We start from the raw sequence: 21455 nt of genomic DNA, 5'->3' as shown, positions 1-21455 counted from the left end.
AAAACTGCACGCGATCCGCTCGGATCGCGTGCAGTTTTTGCGTACTCGACGGGGGGCGGTCAGGCGCGGAGGTGGTAGCGGAGGGAGGCGAGCTCGGCGCGGAGAGCGGCGGGGACACGGGAGCCGAAACGGGCGAAGAACTCGTCCGTCAGGTCGCACTCCGCGAGCCAGCTCTGAGGGTCGACCTCGAACAGGGCTTCCACATCCCGCTCCGGGAGATCGAGTCCCTCCAGGTCCAGCTCCTCCACCACCGGCAACTGCCCGATCGGTGTCGTGACGCTTCCCGCACTCCCCTCCACACGCCGGGCGATCCACTCGATCACCCGGGCGTTCTCGCTGAAGCCCGGCCACAGGAAGCGCCCGTCGTCCCCCGTGCGGAACCAGTTCACCTGGAACACGGCCGGCGCGTGCTCGCCGAGCCGCTCCCCCATCTCCAGCCAGTGCGCCCAGTGGTCGGCCATGTTGTAGCCGCAGAACGGCAGCATCGCGAACGGGTCGCGCCGCAGCTCGCCGACCGTCCCCTCGGCCGCGGCGGTGCGCTCCGACGAGATCGTCGCCCCGATGAACACGCCGTGCCGCCAGTCGCGCGCCTGCGCCACGAGCGGGACGTTCGTCGCACGCCGGCCGCCGAACAGGATCGCGTCGATCGGCACCCCGTCGAAGGCATCCCAGTCGTCGGCGATGGACGGGCACTGCGCGGCGCTCACGGTGAAGCGGGAGTTCGGATGCGCGGCCGGGCGACCGCTGTCGGGCGTCCAGTCCTTCCCCTCCCAGTCGATCAGGTGGGCAGGCGGCTCGTCGGTCAGCCCCTCCCACCAGACGTCGCCGTCGTCGCGCAGTGCCACGTTGGTGAAGATCGTGTTGCCCCACAGCGTCTCGACCGCCGTGCGGTTCGTGCTCTCGCCGGTGCCCGGCGCGACGCCGAAGAAGCCCGCCTCCGGGTTGATCGCGCGCAGCCGGCCGTCCGGACCCGGGCGCAGCCAGGCGATGTCGTCGCCGATCGTCTCGACCGTCCAGCCCGGGATGCTCGGCTGCAGCATCGCCAGGTTCGTCTTGCCGCACGCCGACGGGAACGCCGCGGCGAAGTGGAAGACGCGGCCCTCGGGCGACGTCACCTTGATGATGAGCATGTGCTCGGCCAGCCAGCCCTCGTCGCGGGCCATCACCGACGCGATCCGCAGGGCGAAGCACTTCTTCGCGAGGATGGCGTTGCCGCCGTATCCCGAGCCGTACGACCACACCTCCCGGGTCTCCGGGAACTGAACGATGTACTTGGTCGTGTTGCACGGCCAGGTCACATCGTCGCGACGGGTCCCCTCGGCGTCGACGAGCGGGAAGCCGACGCTGTGCACGGTCGGAACCCACGGCTGCCCGGCCGAGATCAGATCGAGCACGGTCTCGGTGACGCGGGTCATCATCCCGAGGCTCACAGCCACATACGCCGAGTCCGTGAGCTGGATGCCGACCTGCGAGATCGGGCCGCCGACGGGTCCCATCGAGAACGGGACGACGTACATGGTCCGCCCGCGCATGCTGCCCGCGAACACCTCGCGGAGCTCGGCGCGCATCGCGTCGGGCTCCCGCCAGTTGTTGGTCGGGCCGGCGTCCGTCTCGTCCTCCGAGCAGATGAACGTGCGGTCTTCGACCCGGGCGACGTCGCCGGGGTCGGTGCGCGCCAGGAAGCTGTTCGGCCGCCATTCGGGGTTCAGCCGGATGAGCTTGCCCTCCGCTACGAGCTGCTTGGTCAGCCGGTCGGTCTCGGCGAGGGAGCCGTCGCACCAGACGACCTCGTCGGGCTGCGTGAGGGCGGCGATGTCGTCGACCCAGGCGCGCACGGCGTCCATCCCGTCGGACGGGGCCGTGTCGGTGAGGGTCAGCTCGGCGATGCTCATGACGGAGTCCTTTTCGTCGTAAGAAGTGGAGTCACCTCTAGCATCCGCGAGGTTCTGGGCGTTGTGACCGCGAATTCCCCTGTAAGAATTGCGAATCTTTCGCTATCGTGAAGCGATGAGCACTCCCGTGGACACGGGCGACATCGACGTCGCCACGCTCGGCCACCGCATCCGGCACTTCCGCACCCGGCGCGGCATGACCCTCGACGAACTGGGCGCGGCGGCCGGTGTCGCCGCCAGCCAGCTGTCGCTGATCGAGAACGGCAAGCGCGAGCCCCGCATCTCGCTTCTGAGCTCGCTCGCGGCCGCGCTCGGCGTCCAGCCGGCCGACCTGCTGTCGGCCGAGCCGCCGGACGAGCGCGCCGCCCTCGAGATCGAACTCGCCCGGGCGCAGCGCGGGCCGCTGTACGCCTCGCTCGGGCTGCCGACGGTCAAGCCGACCAAGGGCACCCCGACCGAGACGCTCCGGGTCATCGTCGGCCTGCACCGCGAGCTGAGCCGACGGGCGAGCGAGGCGATCGCGACGCCCGAGGAGGCTCGGCGGGCGAACACCGAACTGCGCGAGCGGATGCGCGCCCAGCACAACTACGTGCCCGAGATCGAGGAGCTCGCGGAGCAGCGGGTCCGGGCATCGGGCCATGTCCGCGGAGCCCTGACACACCGCGAGGTCAGCGTCATGGCCGAGCAGCTGGGCTTCGAGCTCATCTACGTCAACGACCTCCCGCGGTCGGCGCGGTCGATCACCGACCTGGAGAACGGGCGGATCTACCTCCCGCCCGCGTCCATCCCCGGCGGCCACGGCCTCCGCTCGATGGCACTCCAGGCGATGGCGCACCGGTTGCTCGGGCACACCCGCCCCGCGTCGTACGCGGACTTCCTCCGGCAGCGTCTGGAGATCAACTACTTCGCGGCCTGCTGCCTCATGCCGCGCGAAGCCGCCGTCGCGTTCCTGCAGCAGGCGAAGAAGGACAAGGACCTCGCCGTCGAGGACTTCCGCGACGCCTTCGGTGTCACGCATGAGGCGGCCGCGCTCCGGCTGACGAACCTGGCGACGAGCCACCTCGACATGACGATGCACTTCCTCCGCGTCGGCGACGACGGAGCGCTGTACAAGGGCTACGAGAACGACGGGCTCCCGCTGCCGACAGACGTGACGGGATCCATCGAGGGCCAGGTCGTCTGCCGGAAGTGGGGAGCACGCACGGCGTTCACCCACACCAACCGGACCACGGAGCTGTACCAGTACACCGACACCCCGGCCGGCACCTACTGGTGCGCGACGCAGACCGGCACGACCGCAGAGGGCGGCTTCTCGATCAGCGTCGGCGTGCCGTTCGATGAGGCGAAGTGGTTCCGCGGACGTGAGACGACCGTGCGCGCCGAGTCGCGCTGCCCCGACGAGTCGTGCTGCAAGCGTCCGCCCGCGACATTGTCGGGACGGTGGGCGGGCAAGGCGTGGCCGAGCGCGCGGCTGCACGCGCACATCCTGTCGCCGCTGCCGTCCGGGTCGTTCCCGGGCGTCGACGACTCCGACGTGTACGCGTTCCTGGAGGCGCACTCGGGCGCGTGACCCGCCTGCCTATTGTGCGAGATTTGCGCCAAATCGCGGGATTGGGCCGCCCTTTCCCGCGATTTGGCGCAAATCGCGAGGCGGACCCGGACTACTTGGGCTGCATCCGGATCGCGCCGTCGAGGCGGATCGTCTCCCCGTTGAGCATCGGGTTCTCGACGATCGCGCGCACCAGCGCGGCATACTCCGCCGGCCGGCCGAGCCGCGAGGGATGCGGCACCTGCGCGGCCAATGAGTCCTGCGCCGCCTGCGGCAACCCCGCCATCATCGGGGTCTCGAAGATCCCCGGCGCGATCGTCATGACGCGGATGAGACTGCGCGCGAACTCCCGCGCCAACGGCAGCGTCATGGCCGCGACCCCGCCCTTCGACGCGGAATAGGCCGGCTGGCCGATCTGGCCGTCGAATGCGGCAACCGACGCCGTGTTGACGATCACGCCGCGCTCCTCGCCGACCGGCTCGGTCTGCGCGATCGCCGCGGCCGCGAGGCGCACGACGTTGAACGTGCCGATCAGGTTCACGCGGATCACGCGCTCGAAGTGCTCGAGCGGGATGACGCCGTCGCGACCCAGCACCTTCTCGGCAGTGGCGATGCCTGCGCAGTTGACGACCACGCGCAGCGGGGCGAGACCTGATGCGGTGTCCACCGCCGCTTGCACCTGCGCCTCGTCGGTGACATCCGCGGCGACGAACCGGGCGCCGGGGCCGAGAGCGATCGCGGCCTTCTCGCCTTCCGAGCTGGGGAGGTCGAGGATGACGACACGGGCGCCCGCCTCAGTGAGTGCGCGTGCGGTGGCGTTTCCGAGTCCGCTGGCTCCCCCGGTGACGATGGCCGAGCATCCGTCGAGCAGCATGGTTCTCCTTCGTGTCGTTCTGTGGGCCGTTGCGTCGATGCGCGGTCAGCGCAGCACTTCGATGAGGGTCGCGTTGGCGGTGCCGCCGCCCTCACACATGGTCTGCAGGCCGTAGCGTCCGCCACGCGATTCGACCTCATTGAGCAGCGTCGCCAGCAGGCGCGTGCCGGACGAGCCGAGCGCATGCCCGAGCGCGATCGCCCCGCCGTGCGGGTTGAGCCGCGACGGGTCCGCGTCGAACTCCTCCCGCCAGAGCAGCGGGATCGGCGCGAACGCTTCGTTGACCTCGTACGCGTCGATCTCCTCCATCCGCACCCCGCTGCGGTCGAGCAGCTTGCGGGTGGCGGGAAGGATGCCGGTGAGCATCAGCAACGGGTCGCTCCCGGCGACGGCGAACGAGTGGAATCGGGCGCGCGGACGCAGGCCCAGCCGCTTGGCCGCATCGGCGCTCATGATCAGGGCGGCGGAGGCGCCGTCGGTCAGGGGCGACGAGTTGCCCGCGGTGATGCGCCACTCGAGCTGCGGGAAGCGCTCCGCCAGGCGGTCGGTGCGGAACGCCGGCTGCAGCTGCGCCAGCTTCTCGACGGTCGTCCCCGGACGGATGGTCTCGTCCGCGACGACACTGCCGGAGTCGGGCGTCGGGACTCCGACAAGCTCCCCCTCGAACGCGCCGCTCGCCGCGGCCCAGGCGGCGCGGCCGTGCGAGTCCGCGGCGTAGTCGTCGAGTTGCGCCCGGCTGAAACCCCAGCGGTCGGCGATCAGTTCGGCGGCGACGCCCTGGTTCACCAGTCCGTCCGGGTACCGCGTCTTCAGCAGTTCGCCGCCGAGGGATGCGCCCTGCACGTTCGACCCCATCGGCGCGCGGCTCATCGACTCGACACCGCAGGCGATCACCACGTCGTACGCCCCCGACATCACGCCCTGCGCCGCGAACGCTGCGGCCTGCTGACTGGAGCCGCACTGCCGGTCGATCGTCACCGCGGGGACGCTCTCCGGGAACCCCGCGCTCAGCACCGCCGTCCGGGTGATGTTGCCGGCCTGCTCGCCCGACTGGGTGACGCATCCACCGATCACGTCGTCGAGGATGGCGGGATCGATGCCGGTGCGTCCCACCAGTTCGAGCAGCACGCCGGCCAGGAGGTCGGCCGGATGGATGTCGGACAGCTCTCCGTCCGGCTTGCCGCGCCCGGAAGGAGTGCGGACGACGTCGACGATGACCGCTTCGGACAGCGCCATGTCAGGCTCCGAACGGGTTCGGGGTGAGCGTGTACTTCGTGTTCAGGTACTCATGGATGCCCTCGAAGCCGCCCTCGCGTCCCAGTCCGGACTGCTTCACACCGCCGAACGGAGCCGCAGCGTTGGAGACGACGCCGACATTGAGGCCCATCATCCCGGTCTCGAGGCGTTCGATCATCCGCTGGCCGCGGGCCAGGTCTTTGGTGAAGACGTAGGAGACGAGCCCGTACTCGGTGTCGTTCGCGAGCCGCACCGCCTCGTCCTCATCGGAGAAGCGGATGATGGACAGCACCGGCCCGAAGATCTCCTGGCGGAGGATCTCGCTGCCCGGACGCACATCGGTCACGACCGTCGGTTCGAAGAAGGTACCCGTTCCGCCGACGCGCGAGCCGCCGGTGAGCACGGACGCGCCTCGGCTGACCGCATCCTGGAGCAGCTCCGACGCCTTGTCGATCGCATCCTCGTTGATGAGGGGGCCGATGGTGACGCCGTCGTCGGTTCCGCGGCCGACCTTCAGCCCGTTCACGCGCTCGGTCACGCGTCGGGCGAACTCGTCGGCGACGTCCTCGTGAACGATGAACCGGTTGGCCGCCGTACAGGCCTCGCCGATGTTTCGGAACTTGGCCAACATCGCGCCGTCGACCGCCTTGTCGAGGTCGGCGTCGTCGAATACGACGAACGGCGCGTTGCCGCCGAGCTCCATGGAGGTGCGGAGCACGTTCTCGGACGCCTGCTGCAGCAGTTTCCGGCCGACCTCCGTCGAGCCGGTGAACGACAGCTTCCGCAGCCGGGGGTCGGCGATGATCGGAGCGGATACCTTGCCCGAGGTCGTCGTCGTGACGACGTTGAGCACGCCGCCGGGGAGCCCCGCATCCTCCAGCAGTTTGGCGAAGTAGAGCGTAGTCAGCGGTGTGAGCTCCGCCGGCTTGATGACGACCGTGCAGCCCGCGGCGAGCGCCGGAGCGATCTTCCGCGTCGCCATCGCGAGAGGGAAGTTCCACGGAGTGATCAGGAAGCAGGGGCCGACGGGATGCTGCGAGACGATCATCCGCCCGGTGCCTTCCGGGTTGCTCCCGTAGCGGCCGGAGATGCGGACGGCCTCCTCGGAGAACCAGCGGAGGAACTCGCCGCCGTAGGTGACCTCGCCGCTCGCCTCGGCGAGCGGCTTACCCATCTCGAGCGTCATCAGCAGCGCGAACTCGTCGCGCCGCTCCTGCAGCAGGTCGAAGGCGCGGCGGAGGATCTCGCCGCGAGTCCGGGCAGGCGTCGCGGCCCAGGCATCGGCTGCGGCGACGGCGGCGTCGAGCGCACGGATGCCGTCCTCGGGCGACGCGTCGGCGATGTCCATGAGCTTGTCGCCCGTCGCCGGGTCGTACACCGGGAAGGTACCCGCCGATCCGGTCGTCCACTCCCCTCCGATGTAGAGTCCGTCCGGCACACGCTCTAGCAGAGCCTTCTCATCCATCAGCCGCGTTCCTCCTCGTTCTTCGCGTCGTTCTGCGCATCGTTCTGGGTGTCGTCGTTCTTCGTGTCGTCGTCGGGGGCCACCGCCGCCTGGACGAGCGGTACCGCTCGGTGATCGATCTTGGTGGCGAGGGCGATGACCGTGGACGTCCGCATGATGCCCGGATCGCTGACGATGCGGTCGATCACCCGCTGCAGATCGGTGTTGGAGCGGGCGACGGCGCGGATCATCAGGTCACCGGCACCCGTGATGGTGTGCACTTCGAGCACTTCGGGGATGGCCTGCAGGTGCTCGACGACGGTGACATCCCGGTCGCCCTGGGCGATCTCCGCGGTCACGAAAGCGGTCACCGGGTACCCGAGCCGGTCGGTGTCGATCGTCGGCGCGAAGTCGCGCACGACCCCGGACCGCTGGAGCCGATCCAGCCGCGCCTGCACGGTCCCCCGTGCCACCCCGAGACGCCGCGAGGCCTCGAACACGCCGAGCCGCGGCTCCTCGGTGAGCAGCGCGATCAGATCGGCGTCGAGCTTGTCGATCATGCGGCCTCCTTCGGTCCTCGCACATCGTACGACGCAGGGTACGCGCCTACGGCACGCTGACCGAAGCTCCCAGGAAGGGCAGAGCAGCCTGCTTGAAGCCGCGGGCGCTCAACGTGGTGGAGTCTGTGGTCCGAGGATCTCGGAAATAGCTGCAGCAGCCTCCTGCGCCCAGGCATACTCGGCGACGAGGAAGTCGCTCGAGGGATGGCTCACCCGGATCGGGAGTGTGACCTTTGCTCCTTCGACTTCGCAGGAGAGGTACCAAGCGGTGTAGGCGCCGGGACCGGCCACACCTGTCTGGATGCCCCGGAACTCGGCGGGATGGACAACCGTGAGGCCCTGGTCGCCCCGATGCCCGTGAACGATCGACAGACCTTCGCTCGACACTGTGACTACGAAGTGGGGGCTCACCCGCGGTCGTGTGCTTCCGCCACGGAGCTTCGCGATCTTCTTGACCGCATATATGGTGTCCAGCCCCCAGACGGCATTGAACGTCTGCGCCGCTCCCACCAGCTTTCGGACATTCGACGTTCGTGCCGGCTCACCATCGCGCCAGGTGCGCCGGGTGACCAGAGCGTGGGCGACAGCCGCTGAGAGCACGCCGAGCAGTACGACTGCAACAGCGATGAGGGCGAACCCGTTGTGCTCGACCATCGGATTCATCACCGCGCTTCCGCTTTTCACTATCGAATCCGGCGCGGGCGAATGGGCGGGGCGGGCGGGGGCACATCCCTGCTCACGCCCCACACGCGTTCCAGAGCGGCCACGAGGTCACCGACGTTCTTGGATCGTCCCTCTTCCGTTCGCCAGCTATGGACCTGGAAGGGCAGAAGGATCTGATCTTGGCCGCTCCTGACGGTGAGGACGAGAACCTGCCTGCCGCCGATGGTGGTCAGCTCGGAGCCCATCCAGATGCCGACGATCTCAGATGCGGCCAGATCGAGGATGACGCCGGGCCACAAGTAACCGGGCAGGATGCGAATGCCTTCGGGCGACACGTCCACTCGGGCAGTCGAGCTCGTGCGGGGATCCGGGTCTTGGACGCCGAGGAGCATCGCACTGACGAAGAGCCACTGATCCCAATCGGTCCGGAGGGACACCCGTGAGTGCGGTGTTCGGGTGTCTCTTGGGCTGGTGACGAGGTTCTTCCAGTCGGACTCGGGGGCAGACCCGGCCCCGAGCGACCGTCGGCGTTCAGCCAGCGAGACCTGACGCGCTACCGCGTCCTCGTAGCTCAGCCTGGAGATCATGAAGTAGCCGGGTTCGTTCGTCCACATCACCTGCAGCCACGCGGGTACGGCCAAGAATCCCGCACAGACCACCAACGCGAGCCAGGGTACAGCGAAGATGCCCGGCAACATGAGGTTCACCAGAACCAAGATGACGGGAACCGACAACGCCCACGCAGCCAGCTTGGCCGCGAAGAAAAATCGCTTCCGTGCCTGCCAGTCCCAGTCATCAAACATCGGTTTTCGCCACTTCCCGCTGAACCTTGGACTGGATGGTCAGAGATGTCTCAGTTCGTGCAGTCGATGTCACCGCGCTGCCACATACCCGATCAACAACGCCAAGCTGGTGAACACGGCTACTAAAGCGCTGGCGGACAGCACCAAGAGCAAACGCAAATGGCTACGAGTGCGACCGCGAGGATGAGCTCCTGCTGTCACGATCAGCTTGTGCCATTGAGTCACGGGGTCCATCAACGACTCCCCCGGTGATCCCGCCGGTCGGAAGGATCTCAAACGCTTTTCTAGTGCTGGCAGGGGTAAAGGAACCGTCGTACCTCCAATAACCGACAGCACAAAGCTGCCTTGCGCAGAGATGAGCCGAAGGTTGCCCAATCCGGTCACCTCGACGACGAGATCGGAGGCGGGGCACCGGAGTTCGACGCCCCGTTCGGAGAAGAGTTCAACCGCACTTCCGTCGAGCGATAGCATGCACGGCAGCCATGCAGCACCATTCAACGGACTTCGAGACCAATAGAGAATGCTCGCGAACCTAATATCCATAACGCGCGACACTCCTCGTAGCGCACCCGACGCCGACGCCGGCCATGCAGCGGTCAGAGATCATCCGACGCTGCTGCCGACCGAACCAGACGACTCAACGGTCCACTCGCCGAGGAGCCCGCTCTGGCCATCGGGAAGCTGATAGCCGAATTGCCGATGGCTTGGACTACTTCGAGGACTAGCCAGGCAGAGTGCAGCGTAGCCCTCGCGCGTTCCTGAAAGATTTGGATCATTGGAGAAGTCCAAGCCGGTTTGGAACGCCTGCTCTCTGATTTCCTCTATCCGGGAGTCTTCGGCAGCCACGATCCTCCAGGTGGGCTCCTCTGTGGCGCTGTAGCCGAGCCAGAGCTCGCACTCGGCACGCGCCCGGGCATCATTGATGCCCCGGCTTTCCATGACTTGCCCCCACGTCCGAAGACTGTTCTCGCTCGAACAGCCGGCGACAAAGAAGCAAAGGCCGATGGCAATCAACCCCGCTCTCACGCTTCTGTCGAACGTCCGATTGCTCGGTCTCATGCGAAATCCCATCGGTAAACGGTGACCCGAAACGTCAATGTCGAGGTTGCTGGTCGGGTTGTTCGAGGCGTACCCGTATCGGCGCTGCGACGCGGCGCATCCGTGGTCCCGCGCCACGGATCCTGGCTTGTCCAGGCGGCCGCTGACGGGTCGTATGTGCGCGCGAAATAGTGGTTCGTCGCCATCGTGCGGCGACCCAGACCGTCGTAGCCGTACGAGGTGGTCCGGCCCTCCTGGCTCACCTGCGTGGTCTGCCCGGCCGGTTTGTAACTGAACCGGGTCGCGGTTCCACCCACCGACTGCGAGACCCGGTTGCCAGCACCGTCGTAGGAGTACGACGCGATCCCCGCCGCGACGCCCCGACCGCGGCCGGTCGTCTCGGATTGGGTCAGCTGGTTGGCGTCGTTGAACGTCGCCTGCTGCCGGAAATCGCCATCCTTCGCGCCCGAGCGCGACCACCCGGTGCGATTCCCAGCCGGATCGTACGCGTATGCGTTCTTCTCGCCCGACGATGACGTGGACGCGGTCACCCGGTCCAACGCGTCATACGCATAGGTCACCGTCGACTTGTTCACCGAGACCGACTTCACCGGCAGTGCCCCGGGCGCGTTTTGCGCAATACATGCCCATACCTCGTTCACCAAAGGGAAGACTTCGGCCGTCGGGAGTTGAAGTCATCCAACCGCAGAAAGTCGACCGTCAGCATTACGCACACGGCTCCCGCGAGAAGAACTGCAGCCCCTGTCCCTGTGTTGAGAAAGGAAAGCAGCAGCATCGACATGTAAAGCACAGCTTGCCAGCCGCGTCCAAGGTAGATGCTGTGGAGCCCAAGCAAACCACCGAAGACGAAATATCTGCGGGCAGTGCGCACAGATCCGCTCGCTCGGGTTCGCAATGGTGGCGCGCCCTTGCCCGCCGGATTCCGACGCGCTTGCCGCCAGGCAACCCACGACACTACTGCTGCTGTCGATAGCAGCATCCCGGCGAGCACGCTCGGGAGCCAAGTGAGGAGATCAGATCCATACGGGAAGGCGGCCCCAAGAAAGATAACACCTGCGGCGGTCAGCCCCCATTTTCCCCAGGCGCGGCGCGTGGAGGCGGCATAGAGCGCAAACTGCGGAACGAGGAAATATAGGAACCACGCCGCCGGGACGGCGACCACAAACATCAGGACACCGGGAACCGCTGGAAAGCTCGATTTCATCCAAACCCGCACGACATCCATCGCCGACGTGACAATCAATGTCCCGCCAATTGATGAGGCCAAACTGACTGTAACGATAAGCACTCGATACGCGGGCGGCCATTTTGCGAGTTGGCGGCCAAAAACGACTAGTTGCATCAGACTCTCTATTTCGGTATGGGGATCGGAGTGTAGTTATTGCCTCCAAGCACGTTCCCCCATACGTTGGCCTCGTAGCGAAGGAACTTGTCTAGGTCTACGAAGAAGGCGGCCCAAGCCTCTGCGTCGGGATCCCAACTCGTACATCCCGCCGGATTCCTTGCGATCAGCGATGCGATGCACGCTCCCAACGAAGATAGTTCCATCCAAACGTCGCCAAGCATTGCACCGAACGAGCCCCAGGCGCCCTGGCAGTTCACGTCGCATTGGAAGAATGACTCCGCCTCTTTCGAATTGATGCACTGGCCATTGGTATACGGATTGGTGTACCAGCGCTGGCCCGGCGCACACCCGTGGGAATCGGTGACGTCGTTCTGCGAGTTGGGCCCGACGGCCTTCGGCTTGTCCACCTTCGGGGTCTCGCGGGGGTACTGCGGTGCGACGGGTGGTTTGGAGCGGTCCGCGACGTTGGTGTACGCCTGCACGGGAGTCGCACCACAACCCACGGGGAGGGCATCGGATTTCGGGTTTACGCGTGCGCAGAGGTTGCCGTCGATGTCGCGATTGCTCGTCGGGTTGTTCCAGGTGTACCCGTATCGGTGCTGCGACCGCGGCTCATCCGTGGTCCCCCGCCACGGATCCTGGCTTGTCCAGGCGGCGGCCGACGGGTCGTAGGCGCGCGCGTAGTAGCGGTTCAGGCCCGCGGTGGGGTCCGTGGTTTCACCGGTGAAGTTCTCCGGGGCCGACCAGCCGCTGGTCTCGAACTGCTGGGAACCCCAGTCGTCGTAGGACGACAGCTGGGTGATCGAGGCACCGGTCGCACCGGCGACGGTGGAACCCAGCCGGTCCAGCAGATCCCAGGTCGCCTCCCCGTTCGCGGTGACGTGCTCGGCCAGCGCACCCACCGCATCCCGGATCAGCGTCGTCGTGCCGGCACCCGTCGTGGTCGACTGCACGGGATCCAGGCCGTCGAAGCTCGTGCGCGTGGTGGAGGTGCCGTACCGGGTCTCCTCCGTCGCCGTGGTGCGGCGACCCAGACCGTCGTAGCCGTACGAGGTAGTCCGGCCCTCCCGGCTCACCTGCGTGGTCTGCCCGGCCGGGTTGTAGCCGAACCGGGTCGCGGTTCCGCCCACCGACTGCGAGACCCGGTTGCCGGCGCCGTCGTAGGAGTACGACGCGATCCCCGCCGCGACGCCCCGACCGCGGCCGGCCGTCTCGGATTGGGTCAGTTGGTTGGCGTCGTTGAACGTCGCCTGCTGACGGAAATCGCCATCCTTCGCGCCCGAGCGCGACCACCCGGTGCGATTCCCAGCCGGATCGTACGCGTACGTGTTCTTCTCACCCGACGACGACCTGGACGCAGTCAGCCGGTCCAACGAGTCATACGCATAGGTCACCGTCGACTTCTTCACCGAGACCGGCTTCACCGGCCCGTCGGAGCCGGCCTCCGCCAACTGGTTCGGCGCCGACTGGATCGACCGCGATGCCGCGACAACGTTGCCGTTTCCGTCGTAGGTGTACCCGTACGAGAGCGAGCCGCCGTCAGCCACCGGATGTGCGGGAGCGGGCACCGCCCGACCGTTCAGGTAGGCGTCGGTGCTCTCACAGAGCGGGGCCGAGCTCGTCGACCGGGCGCGCGCACCGAGGTAGCCCGCGACGCCCGTGCACTTCGTTGCGGATGCATCGCCCTTCGCATAGGGCGCGGCGGTCGGAGTCGGCGACGGCGTGGACGGCTTTGCCGGCTGCGGTGTCGTGTGGGTGATCCCGGTCACCCGGTCGGCGGCGTCATAGGTGTACCGACTGGTCACGCCCGTCGAGCGTGTCTGCTCCGTCAGAAGCCCTGCCGCATCCCACCGGTAGGACAGGGAGCCCCACGGCGACGATTGCGACGTCGCGTTGCCCGCCTGGTCGTAGGTGTACATGAGCTTCTGGCCCGTGGGCAGCGTCACCTGAGTGGTCTGACCTGCCTTGTCGTAAGCGGTCGACAGCCTGCCGCCCTGCTGGTCCACCTGCGTCGTCGTGCGCCCGTCCTCGTCGTAGACGAAGCCGGTGACGCCGCCCGAGTCCTTCACCGCGATGAGATTCTGCTCGGCGTCGTATTCGAAGGACGCTACGGCGCCGGCCGCGTCCTGACGCGTCACGCTTCCGCGACGGTCGTAGCTGTACGCCGTCGTCGCGCCGGTCCCGGCGACGACCGACGCCGTCCGGCCCGCCGCGGTGTAGGTGGTCCTGGTCGTGTTGCCGACGGCGTTGCGCTCACTCGTGACCCGGCCGGCGGCATCCACCGTGTACGTGGTGGCATGACCGTTCGGATCGGTGACTCGGGCCAGATTGCCGTCGGGATCATACGCGTAGCCGGTTGTGACGTTCGCGGTCGGAGTGGTCTTCCCGCCCTTCGAGTAGGCCTCGACCACCGCGGTCAGTTGGCCCGTGGGGTCGTAGCTGTAGCGCGTCGTGCTGCCATTCGGCGTCGACACCGAGGTCTGCTGGCCGGCGGCATCGTAGCCGTATGAGGTGACGGCGCCGGTCGGGTCGGTCACCGATATCTGCCTGCCGTCTGCATCGAACGCGAACCGCGTCGTGTGACCGTTGGGATCCGTCACCGACGTCTGCTGCCCGGCCGCGTCGTAGGCGTAGGTCGTGACGTTGCCTGCAGGGTCGGTCGTGGACGCGACCTGGCCCGTCGGCGTGTAGGCGGTGCTCGAGATCCGGCCCAGCGGGTCGGTGGTCGTGGTCAGGTTTCCCGCCGGGTCGTACGCGAAAGAGGTGGTCTCGCCGAGGGGGGATGTGGATGCGGTGACGCGACCGGCCGCGTCGTAAGCGAAGAGAGTGGCATGACCATTGCGGTTCGTCACCGACGTGAGGTTGCCATCCACGTCGTACCCGTAGTCCGTGTGCTTGCCCAAGCCGTCCGTGATCCGGGTGACCCGATCCAGCACGTCGTACGTGTAGCGGGTCCGGACGCCGTCCGGATCGACCTGCTGGACCATTCGGCCGACGGCGTCGTAGCCGTACCGCGTGGTCGCGCCGGTCGCGTCCTTCTGCTCGATGAGGTTGCCCATGGCGTCGTACCGGTAGGTGGTCGTCGCGCCGCTTGGTGACGTGACCGACGTCACGTTCCCCACGCCGTCGTATGCCCGGGTCCAGGTCCCGCCGTTGGCATCGGTCGTCGTGGTCACCCGGTCCTGACCGTCTGTCGCATACGTCGTGGCGGCGCCGAGGGGATCCTTCTGACCAAGCAGAGAGTCTTCGGAATCGTATGAATAGGCGATCGACCCTCCGCTCGGGCCGGTCGACGACGTGAGATGGAAGAGCGCGTCCCACGCGAACGTGCTCTTCGCTCCGAGGGGATCGGTGATCGCGGCGACGTGATCGTTCGGCTCGTAGTCGTAGGCGGTCACACCGCCGGCGGCGTCGGTCACCTGCGTCAGCCGGTCGCCGCTGTCCCACCCGTAGGCGGTCGCCTGGCCGTTCGGGTCCGTCACGGAGGTGATGCGCCCGGCACCGTCGTACGCGTAGCGGGTGATGGCTCCGGTTGGGTCGGTGACCGTCGTGACGTTGCCCGACGCGTCGTGGCCGTAGGTCGTCACGGCGCCCGACGGCTGCGTGACGGAGACGAGGTTGCCGCTCGCGTCGTACCGGTTCGTGACGGTGGTTCCATCGGGCTGATGGATCGTCGTGAGGCGACCGGCCCCGTCGTATTCGTATGCCCACGTCCGGGCGGCACCCTTCGCACCGCCGGGGTCCGTCTTCGTCGCGACACGACCCGACGGTGTGTAGGTGTACGTGGTCACTCGGCCGTTGGGGGCGGTCTCGGTCAGGATGTTGCCGGAACCGTCGTACGTGTACGTCGTGGTGTGCGCGTTCTCGTCCGTCGAACGCGTGACGTTATTCTGGCCGTCGAAGCGGAACGATGCCGTCGAGCCGTCAGGATGCTTCACCTTCGTCACCCGGAACGAAGCGTCGAAGGAGTAGACGCTGACCCGTCCGAGGGTGTCGGTATAGGTCGTCTGGCCCGGGGTGGAGTAGTCGAGCGTCCGGAGCTTCCCCCCTGCATCCCACTGTTTGGTGATCCTGCCGGCGGAGTCGTACTCGTTCTTCAGATACTGCGTGCCTGTCGCATCGATCGCCGTCACCAGCTGATGCGTGGCGTCGTAGCCGAAGCGATGCGTCCGCCCGTCCGGGAGAGTCACGGTGGTGAGGTCACCCGCCGCGTCGTAGGACAGCGACCACCGGTCTCCGCCGGGTCGGACGAAGGCCGCCACGCGACCGACGGCATCCGATTCGACCTGAATCACCTGGCCTCCGGGGACGGTGATCGAGCTCAGCGGCGCGAACTGGTGCACCTCGGGATTCGCCGGGCCATAGCTCAGCGCGGTGGTGTTCCCGCTCGCGTCCGTGTGAGAGATCAACTCGCCGATGCCCTCGATGTCGCCGGCATCGAAAACCCACGACTCGCCGGAGACATCCTTCAGCTGCAGGTGTCCGCCGGGTTGTTCGGAAAGTGTCTGATGCAACCCCGGTTCCGCGGAGTAGCCTCCGTGGCCGTCCGGCGCGAAGACGAAGCTCGCTCCGTCGCCCCGGACCACCATCACGCTGCCGTCGCTGAACCGTTGGGCTCGCGCGCCCAGACCGAACGACCATCCCGCCCCGACGCGGGAGAGCCGGCCGTCCTGCGAGTTGTAGAAGAGAGTCAGTTCGGTGCTGGATCCGCCGAGCCCGGGCAAGGAGAAGAGCTTCTCCTGCTCCACGAGATTGCCGGTGGAGAAGGAGAACGGTTCGCCGCCGTAGGTGAGGTAGTTCTGCAGTCCGAGCATGCGCCAGCGGGCGATCTCCGCGGCCGTCGGCGGCGCGGGCCAGCCGCCGGTGACGGGGTCGGTGCAGTCGAAGCCCTGCGTCTCGAGCCATTTACCCAAGCCGGTGAGCACTCCACTTGCGATGTAGGAGAAGCCGGCATCCGCCATCGCGCGGTCGAGGTTGTTGTCGAGGAACAGGGCTTCGAGATGCGTGAACGCCCCGGGCACGCCGTCGAACTCGCTGCCGGGGAAGTTGCCGTTGTTCCCCATGTTCTTCGCCGGTCGCGTCGTATAGGTGGGCAGGTTCCCGACAAGCGAGTTCGACAGTGCGTCGTCAGGAGCCCTTCCGCGCGAGTAGACCTGAGAGCCGCCCAGCGCGGGATCGGCGCCACCCCACGATTCGCCGTCGAGAGTGTTGAAGCCGATGCCCAACGTCGCAACCGGGCTCGACGCCGCGATCATGCCGGCTCGCGTCTCCCGGCTGATGAACGGGACGGACGGATCTTCACGGGTGATCACGACCGAGGCGCGGCAGTCCTGCCGCAGAAGCGCTGCCACCTGCTGGGCCAGCCGGATGTTGTATCCGAGCTCTGAGACGGGCGGCGCCGGCGTCGTCACATGGCCCTCATCGTTGTCCGGGTCGAGAACGACGACCGGGCCCGGCGGTGGGACGAACTTGATGCCGATGACGACGAACTGCGAGAGATGCGTGGACTCGCCCCGCACCACGCCCTTCTTCTCGTCGTAGTACGACGGCAGGGCCGCCCAGGGCTCGCCCGCCTTCTCACGGGTGTAGATCTTCAAGCTCGCCGGGTCGACGCCCTGCGCCTCGATCGCATCCGTGTCCGGTGCGATGGAGAGCGCGACTCCGGGGACGATGTCGGAGACGATCGGACCCTTCTTGCCACCTCCGCGGGTATGCACGCGCTTGGCCGGGAACGCGGTGTGGGGTTCACCCGCCGCGTCGGTCGCACTGATCTGCACCGGCTCGGAGACCGGGATTCCGCCTCCTGGCTGCTCCGCCCGCGCGGACACGAGGGCGTCTCGCGCGGCTGCGCCGACGGAGACGGACAGTTCTCCGGGCAGATCGTTGCCGGAGAACGTGGCCGAGACACCCGCGTCCTTGGCGGAGATCGTCACTTCTGCGTCCGGTCGGACGGTGCCCTCGGTCTCCGGCGCCGGCGGCTGCGTCGCGGCCGCGATTCGCACCGCGGATTCCGTCGCCGCCGCGCGGACCTCGGCGAGCGTCGCGGCGGCGGTACGCCGCGCCGTCTCCCAGGGCGACGCCTCTGCTGGGGTCGCCGTACCGCTGACGGTCAGCGCGGTGATCGCCGTCGCGGCCACGAGGCCGCGCAGGATGGTTGCGCGCATCAGACGACCGCGTCCGTGCGAACGGCGGCGGCGAACAGGTGACGCTTGCGTGCCAGAACCAGGCCCGTGGCGATCAGCCCGGCGGCGAGTGCGGCGATCAGCCAGATCGCGATGGTCGCCCCCGTGCTGGCCAGACCGTCTCTTCCGATCACACAGGCGGCCAGCTCGATCGCGTCGGACACACCGTCGGCGTCGTAGTCCTCATGCCCGGTGGCACACGCCGTCGTGCCGCAGATGACGACCGAGGCCCAGCGCGGAACTCCGTTGGCGTTGAGATCGGCGTTGCCCGTGTAGCACGTCGCAGACCCGCACACGATCTGGCGGGCGAAGTCCGGGATGCCATCGCCGACGGAATCCTTCGTCGGGGATGCGCACGCGGTCGTGCCGCACGCCAGGACCTCGACCCAGTCGGGGACGCCGTCATCGTCGCGGTCCTCACGACCGGACGCGCAGGTGGCGGATCCGCAGACGGCCCGTTCCACGGTGTCCGGGATGGTGTCGCGATCGGCGTCGCAGGCGGCGACGTCCGCCGTGGCGGGACACGGCGCCGCCGCGGATGTGATTGCCGTGGCCGCGAGCGGCGCAGCAGCCAGCGTCAGCCCGGCGCAGAGCAGCGCCGTGGCGAGGACGGAGAGAAGCAGCCGGGAAGCTGCGGAGGGGAGATGAGAAATGCGCCGCACACTAAGTACGACGCACCTCGTTCGCGTTCATGACGCGAATATCAGATAGAAGATTACGGCACGCTGACCGAAGCTCCCAGGAAGGGCAGAGCAGCCTGCTTGAAGCCGCGGGCGCTCAACGTGGTGACGTGGTTGCGGCGCGGCAGCACGACGAGTTCGGCGCTCAACAGACGCGCAGCCTCGTCGGCACCCTCCGCCACGGGATCCGCATCGCCGACGACGAGCATCGTGGGCACGGAGCTCGCCAGCGGGAGCGGATGCGCGGCCATGCCGGCGGCACAGGCCGCGAGCGCCTCGCGATCGACGCCCGGAGCCTGGCGTAGCGATGCGAGCAGTGGCGCCAGCGGGCTGGCGGGGTCGAGGGCGGAGGCGTCGTCACGGAGGGCGGACTGCACCGCCGAGACGCCCCAGTGACCGAACTGCTCGACCGTGCCGACGCCGCCGATCACGAGCCGGCGGACGCGATCGGGCGCGAGTGCGGCGAGCGCGAGCGACACCCAGCTGCCCATCGAGTAGCCCATCACATCCACGCGTTCGACATCCTGCTCGTCGAGGACGGCCAGGACGTCGCCGGCGAGGATGTCGGGCGAGTACGCGTCGGCGTCGTGCGGCGCCTCGCTGGCGCCGTGACCGCGGAGGTCTGGGACGATCGCGCCGCGACCCGCCTCGGCGAGCGCACGGATCCAGCCGGTCGCGTCCCAGGTGAGCGAGCCGGTCGACGCGAAGCCGTGGACCAGCAGCACGGGGTCGTCGCCCGGGTACCTGTCGACGTGGATGCGCATCCCGGGTCAGTCCTCCGGCAGCGAGAGGCGAACGCGGCGGCGCGGGGCCTCCTCCGTCGGGACAGTGCCGACGATGCCGGCCTGGTCGTCCTCGACGGTGAACGTCACGAGAGGGGCGCCCACCTCGAGCGCCTCGCCCTCGGCGACGTGGAAGCGCGCGACCACGCCGGACTGCGGGGAGGGCAGCTCGACGGCCGACTTGGTCGTCTCGACCTCGACGAGGGGCGCGTTGCGCTCGACGTGGTCGCCCTCGGCGACCAGCCACTCCAGCACGGTCGCCTCCTGCAGGCCCTCACCCAGGTCGGGGAGGTCGAAGGTTCGTTCAGCCACGGCGGTACTCCAGGGTCTTCTGGACGGCGTCCAGGATGCGGTCGATGGACGGCAGGTACTCATCCTCCAGCACCGGCGACGGATAGGGGACGTCCCACCCGGTGACGCGCTGGACGGGCGCCTTCAGGTCGTCGAAGCAGCGCTCGGTGATGAGGGTGCTCACCTCGGCGCCGAGCCCGGCGGTGAGCGGCGCCTCGTGCACGACGACGGCTCGGCGGGTCCGTGCGACGGAGGCGGCGACCCCGTCGGCGTCGATCGGCTTGAGCCAGCGTAGGTCGACGACCTCGATCTCCACGCCGTCCTCGGCGCCGAGCTCCGCTGCCTGAAGACAGCGGGCGACCATGGCACCCCACGCCACCAGGGTGACGTGCTTTCCCGGACGGACGACGCGAGAGGTCCCGACGGGCAGGCGCTCCTCCGGCTCGTCCAGCGAGACCGGCTCCTTGTGCCAGTAGCGCGACTTCGGCTCCAGGAAGATGACCGGGTCCGGGTCGTCGATCGACTGCCGCAGCAGCGTGTAGGCCTCAGCCGGCGTCGAGGGCACCGCGACCTTCAGGCCGGGGACGTGCGCGAACAGCGCCTCCAGGCTCTCGCCGTGGTGCTCGGGCGCGCGGATGCCGCCGAAGCTCGGCAGTCTCAGCGTGATCGGCATCCCGAACGCGCCGCGGCTGCGGTAGTGCATGCGCGCGACCTGGTTCACGATCTGGTCGACGGCGGGATAGGAGAAGCCGTCGAACTGGATCTCCGGCACCGGCCGCCAGCCGGCCATCGCGAGCCCGACCGCCATGCCCATGATCCCGGACTCGGCGAGCGTGGTGTCGAAGACGCGGTCGCCGCCGTACTTGGCCTTCAGGCCATCCGTGACCCGGAAGACGCCGCCGAGGGTTCCGACGTCCTCACCGAAGACGAGGGTGCGGTCGTCGGCGGCGAGCGCGTCGTCGAGCGCGCGGTTCAGGGCGCGCTGCATCGTGCTGAGTTCAGCCAAGGCGCGACTCCTCCCAGGCTCGGCGCTGCCCGAGGAGGGCGGCGGGCGGGTCGGAGAAGACGAAGTCGAACATCTCCTCGGCGGGGCGTCCGCCGAGGGCGGCGACGTCGTCGCGCACCCGGTCGGCGAGGGCGCCTGCGGTGTCGGCGACCTCGGCGAAGAACTCGTCCCCGACGGTCCCGGTCTGGCGCAGCTGCTCCTCGCAGAGGGCGAGGGGGTCGCGGGCAAGCCAGCTCTGCTCCTCGTCGAGGGTGCGGTAACGTCCGGGGTCGTCGGACGTGGAGTGCGGGCCCATGCGGTAGGTCATCGCCTCGATGATGGTCGGTCCGCCGCCGGTACGGGCGCGATCGAGGGCTTCGGTGGTCGCGTCGTAGACGGCGAGGACGTCGTTTCCGTCGATGCGCACGCCCGGCATCCCGTATCCGGCCCCGCGCGCCGCGACGGACCCGCCGGCGACCTGCTGCTCGGTGGGCACGGAGATGGCCCAGCCGTTGTTCTGGCAGAAGAACACGACGGGGAGCTGCGAGACGGCCGCGGTGTTCATGGCCTCGTGGATGTCGCCCTGCGAGCTGGCGCCGTCGCCGAAGTAGGCGATCGCCACTCCCCCGGTGCGGTCGAGCTTCGCGCCGAGCCCCCAGCCGACGGCGTGGGTGACGGCGCCGCCGACCACGGCGTTGATCGGGGCGAGCCGTGCGGCAGCCGCATCCCAGAGTCCGCCGTGCCAGGCGCCCTGGTGCGATGCCAGGTACGCCACCGGGTCGACGCCCATGGCGACCGCGACGCCGAGCTCGCGGTAAGTCGGGAAGGCGAAGTCGCGGGTGAGGTCGAGTGCGGCGGCGCTGCCCACCTGGGCGGCCTCCTGACCGCGCATCGGGGCGTAGCCGGGGATGATGCCCTGGCGCTGCATCGCGACCCCGTCGAGGTCGAGGCGCCGGACGGTCGCCATCGTCCGGTACAGCCGCCGGAGCAGCGCTGCGTCGTCGGGGCGCGCCGCGGCGGCGCGCTCGGTGGTGGTCATGGTCATGACGCCACTTTCGCGCACCGCCCATGATCGAGCAACACGCACAGTGCCAGCTGGTCAGACTGTCC

The 21455-nt window shown here is 68.2% G+C and carries 16 protein-coding genes; 1 reads left to right on the top strand and 15 read right to left on the bottom strand.

Annotated features, from left to right (window positions below; all coding sequences use genetic code 11):
* Positions 1 to 59: 59 nt before the first annotated feature.
* Positions 60 to 1892, bottom strand: coding sequence for a phosphoenolpyruvate carboxykinase (GTP) (locus tag AXZ95_RS05285; RefSeq protein WP_018189971.1), 1833 nt, complete (start codon positions 1890 to 1892; stop codon positions 60 to 62).
* 115 nt (positions 1893 to 2007) lie between these two features.
* On the opposite strand from AXZ95_RS05285, the gene AXZ95_RS05280 reads away from it, so the two are divergent.
* Positions 2008 to 3462: an XRE family transcriptional regulator gene (locus AXZ95_RS05280; RefSeq protein WP_018189970.1), complete on the top strand. Its 1455-nt coding sequence runs from the start codon at positions 2008 to 2010 to the stop codon at positions 3460 to 3462.
* A gap of 91 nt (positions 3463 to 3553) precedes the next feature.
* Here AXZ95_RS05280 and AXZ95_RS05275 read toward each other — a convergent pair whose 3' ends face one another.
* The 14 genes from AXZ95_RS05275 to AXZ95_RS05210 all read right to left on the bottom strand — a co-directional run bounded on the left by AXZ95_RS05275 (position 3554) and on the right by AXZ95_RS05210 (position 21390).
* Positions 3554 to 4315 (bottom strand): 3-hydroxyacyl-CoA dehydrogenase, encoded by a 762-nt coding sequence (locus AXZ95_RS05275; protein WP_018189969.1) that lies wholly within the window; start codon positions 4313 to 4315, stop codon positions 3554 to 3556.
* A gap of 45 nt (positions 4316 to 4360) precedes the next feature.
* Positions 4361 to 5545, bottom strand: a complete 1185-nt coding sequence (locus AXZ95_RS05270; protein ID WP_026307068.1) for a thiolase family protein — start codon at positions 5543 to 5545, stop codon at positions 4361 to 4363.
* A gap of 7 nt (positions 5546 to 5552) precedes the next feature.
* Positions 5553 to 7016 (bottom strand): NAD-dependent succinate-semialdehyde dehydrogenase, encoded by a 1464-nt coding sequence (locus tag AXZ95_RS05265; protein ID WP_018189967.1) that lies wholly within the window; start codon positions 7014 to 7016, stop codon positions 5553 to 5555.
* Positions 7016 to 7555, bottom strand: a complete 540-nt coding sequence (locus tag AXZ95_RS05260; protein WP_018189966.1) for an Lrp/AsnC family transcriptional regulator — start codon at positions 7553 to 7555, stop codon at positions 7016 to 7018. The genes AXZ95_RS05265 and AXZ95_RS05260 overlap by 1 nt, the downstream gene beginning before the upstream one ends.
* 108 nt (positions 7556 to 7663) lie before the next feature.
* Positions 7664 to 8209 carry a hypothetical protein gene (locus tag AXZ95_RS19580; RefSeq protein WP_026307067.1) on the bottom strand — a complete coding sequence of 182 codons (546 nt, stop codon included), beginning with the start codon at positions 8207 to 8209 and terminating at the stop codon, positions 7664 to 7666.
* 29 nt (positions 8210 to 8238) lie between these two features.
* Complete coding sequence (locus tag AXZ95_RS05250; protein ID WP_018189964.1) at positions 8239 to 9021, bottom strand: hypothetical protein; 783 nt, start codon at positions 9019 to 9021, stop codon at positions 8239 to 8241.
* A 1055-nt stretch (positions 9022 to 10076) separates the two neighbouring features.
* Positions 10077 to 10721 carry a hypothetical protein gene (locus tag AXZ95_RS05245; RefSeq protein WP_231374353.1) on the bottom strand — a complete coding sequence of 215 codons (645 nt, stop codon included), beginning with the start codon at positions 10719 to 10721 and terminating at the stop codon, positions 10077 to 10079.
* Entirely contained in the window at positions 10718 to 11422 is a 705-nt protein-coding gene (locus tag AXZ95_RS05240) for a hypothetical protein (RefSeq protein WP_133638793.1), read from the bottom strand. The genes AXZ95_RS05245 and AXZ95_RS05240 overlap by 4 nt, the downstream gene beginning before the upstream one ends.
* Positions 11423 to 11430: 8 nt before the next feature.
* Complete coding sequence (locus AXZ95_RS05235) at positions 11431 to 17589, bottom strand: RHS repeat-associated core domain-containing protein (protein ID WP_018189962.1); 6159 nt, start codon at positions 17587 to 17589, stop codon at positions 11431 to 11433.
* Entirely contained in the window at positions 17589 to 18269 is a 681-nt protein-coding gene (locus tag AXZ95_RS19765) for a hypothetical protein (protein WP_018189961.1), read from the bottom strand. The genes AXZ95_RS05235 and AXZ95_RS19765 overlap by 1 nt, the downstream gene beginning before the upstream one ends.
* A 53-nt stretch (positions 18270 to 18322) precedes the next feature.
* On the bottom strand, positions 18323 to 19051 hold the full coding sequence (locus AXZ95_RS05225; protein WP_018189960.1) for an alpha/beta fold hydrolase: 729 nt from the start codon (positions 19049 to 19051) through the stop codon (positions 18323 to 18325).
* 6 nt (positions 19052 to 19057) lie between these two features.
* Positions 19058 to 19381: a biotin/lipoyl-containing protein gene (locus AXZ95_RS05220; protein ID WP_018189959.1), complete on the bottom strand. Its 324-nt coding sequence runs from the start codon at positions 19379 to 19381 to the stop codon at positions 19058 to 19060.
* Positions 19374 to 20348, bottom strand: a complete 975-nt coding sequence (locus AXZ95_RS05215; protein ID WP_018189958.1) for a 2-oxoisovalerate dehydrogenase subunit beta — start codon at positions 20346 to 20348, stop codon at positions 19374 to 19376. Before AXZ95_RS05215 ends, AXZ95_RS05220 begins: the two co-directional genes overlap by 8 nt.
* A 10-nt stretch (positions 20349 to 20358) precedes the next feature.
* On the bottom strand, positions 20359 to 21390 hold the full coding sequence (locus AXZ95_RS05210; protein WP_018189957.1) for a thiamine pyrophosphate-dependent enzyme: 1032 nt from the start codon (positions 21388 to 21390) through the stop codon (positions 20359 to 20361).
* Positions 21391 to 21455 lie beyond the last annotated feature (65 nt).

The sequence above is a fragment of the Leifsonia sp. 115AMFTsu3.1 genome, assembly GCF_004362795.1.
Taxonomy (GTDB): Bacteria; Actinomycetota; Actinomycetes; order Actinomycetales; family Microbacteriaceae; genus Leifsonia.
Note: the sequence above shows the minus strand (reverse complement) of the source record. Positions and strands in the feature narration are given on the sequence as shown.

Excerpts from the sequence above, each read along its gene's own strand:
- AXZ95_RS05240 (WP_133638793.1), bottom strand. The coding sequence starts at position 11,422 with ATGCAACTAGTCGTTTTTGGCCGCCAACTCGCAAAATGGCCGCCCGCG.
- AXZ95_RS05250 (WP_018189964.1), bottom strand. The coding sequence starts at position 9,021 with ATGTTTGATGACTGGGACTGGCAGGCACGGAAGCGATTTTTCTTCGCG.
- AXZ95_RS05210 (WP_018189957.1), bottom strand. The coding sequence starts at position 21,390 with ATGACCATGACCACCACCGAGCGCGCCGCCGCGGCGCGCCCCGACGAC.
- AXZ95_RS05215 (WP_018189958.1), bottom strand. The coding sequence starts at position 20,348 with ATGCAGCGCGCCCTGAACCGCGCGCTCGACGACGCGCTCGCCGCCGAC.
- AXZ95_RS19580 (WP_026307067.1), bottom strand. The coding sequence starts at position 8,209 with ATGGTCGAGCACAACGGGTTCGCCCTCATCGCTGTTGCAGTCGTACTG.
- AXZ95_RS05260 (WP_018189966.1), bottom strand. The coding sequence starts at position 7,555 with ATGATCGACAAGCTCGACGCCGATCTGATCGCGCTGCTCACCGAGGAG.
- AXZ95_RS05285 (WP_018189971.1), bottom strand. The coding sequence starts at position 1,892 with ATGAGCATCGCCGAGCTGACCCTCACCGACACGGCCCCGTCCGACGGG.
- AXZ95_RS05235 (WP_018189962.1), bottom strand. The coding sequence starts at position 17,589 with ATGCGCGCAACCATCCTGCGCGGCCTCGTGGCCGCGACGGCGATCACC.
- AXZ95_RS05280 (WP_018189970.1), top strand. The coding sequence starts at position 2,008 with ATGAGCACTCCCGTGGACACGGGCGACATCGACGTCGCCACGCTCGGC.
- AXZ95_RS05275 (WP_018189969.1), bottom strand. The coding sequence starts at position 4,315 with ATGCTGCTCGACGGATGCTCGGCCATCGTCACCGGGGGAGCCAGCGGA.
- AXZ95_RS05225 (WP_018189960.1), bottom strand. The coding sequence starts at position 19,051 with ATGCGCATCCACGTCGACAGGTACCCGGGCGACGACCCCGTGCTGCTG.
- AXZ95_RS05265 (WP_018189967.1), bottom strand. The coding sequence starts at position 7,016 with ATGGATGAGAAGGCTCTGCTAGAGCGTGTGCCGGACGGACTCTACATC.